The 1,045-nt window shown below is 69.6% G+C and carries 2 protein-coding genes; both read left to right on the top strand.

Features of this window, described 5'->3' with window-relative positions; all coding sequences use genetic code 11:
* Positions 1 to 540, top strand: a 540-nt coding sequence (gene kdpC, locus ACWCXH_RS39995; RefSeq protein WP_449806431.1) for a K(+)-transporting ATPase subunit C, incomplete at its 5' end; no start/stop codon positions are given.
* A 128-nt stretch (positions 541 to 668) separates the two neighbouring features.
* A partial coding sequence (locus ACWCXH_RS39990; RefSeq protein ID WP_449806430.1) for a histidine kinase occupies positions 669 to 1,045 on the top strand: 377 nt, incomplete at its 3' end.

The following is a 1,045-nucleotide window of genomic DNA, read 5'->3' as shown; positions in this document are numbered from 1 at the left end:
CCGCTGCTGGTCACCGGCATCTCGCAGGTCGCCTTCAGCGACAAGGCCAACGGCTCGATCGTGAAGTCCGACGGCGACACGATCGGTTCCAGCCTCCTCGGCCAGAACTACAACCTGCCGAAGAAGAACCCCGACGACCCGAAGGAGGACCCGGTGCCGGACCCGAAGTGGTTCCAGCCCCGCCCCTCCGCCAACAACTACGCCGGCGACAACTCGGGCGCCTCCAACCTCGGCCCGAACAGCGACGACCTGCTGAAGGCCGTCAACGACCGCCGCGCCGCCGCCGCCCAGCTCGACGGCGTCGACCCGGCGAGCGTCCCGGCGGACGCGCTGACCTCCTCCGGCTCCAGCCTCGACCCGCACATCTCGGTGGCCTACGCCAAGGAGCAGGTCCACCGCGTCGCCAGGGAACGCAACCTCCCGGTGGAGACGGTCGCCCAACTGGTCGACAAGTACACCGAAGGCCGTTCCCTCGGCTTCCTCGGCCAGGAGGGCGTCAACGTCGTCCTCCTCAACAAGGCACTGGCGGAACAGAAATGATGACACTTCATCAGTCCGCCGAGTGATCGGACCGACCCGGGCAGCGGGGGGCACCCCCGCTGCCCGGGTCGGTCGCCCATGTCTGCGCACCACCGACCTGCCAGCCACAAAAGGAAAGAGCAGCGCCCATGGCCCGTGACCTCGCCCCCGGCACCGTGCACCGCCGTGGCCGGCTGAGGGTCTATCTCGGCTCCGCCCCCGGGGTCGGCAAGACCTACCGGATGCTGGACGAGGCCCACCGCAGACAGGACCGTGGCGCGCAAGTGGTGGTCGGGTACATCGAGAGTCACGGGCGGAGGTTCACCGAGGGCTTGGTGCACGGGCTGGAAGTGATCCCACGCACCAGACGGACCTACCGGGAGGCCGAGTTCGAGGAGATGGACCTCGACGCGGTGCTCGCCCGCCGCCCGTCCGTCGTCCTGGTCGACGAGCTCGCGCACACCAACATCCCCGGCGGCCGCAACGCCAAGCGCTGGCAGGACGTCGAGGACCTGCTCGCCGCCGG

It is taken from the genome of Kitasatospora sp. NPDC001660, from assembly GCF_053596725.1.
The sequence above is the reverse complement of the archived record's forward strand: the minus strand, read 5'-3'. Positions and strand labels throughout refer to the sequence as shown.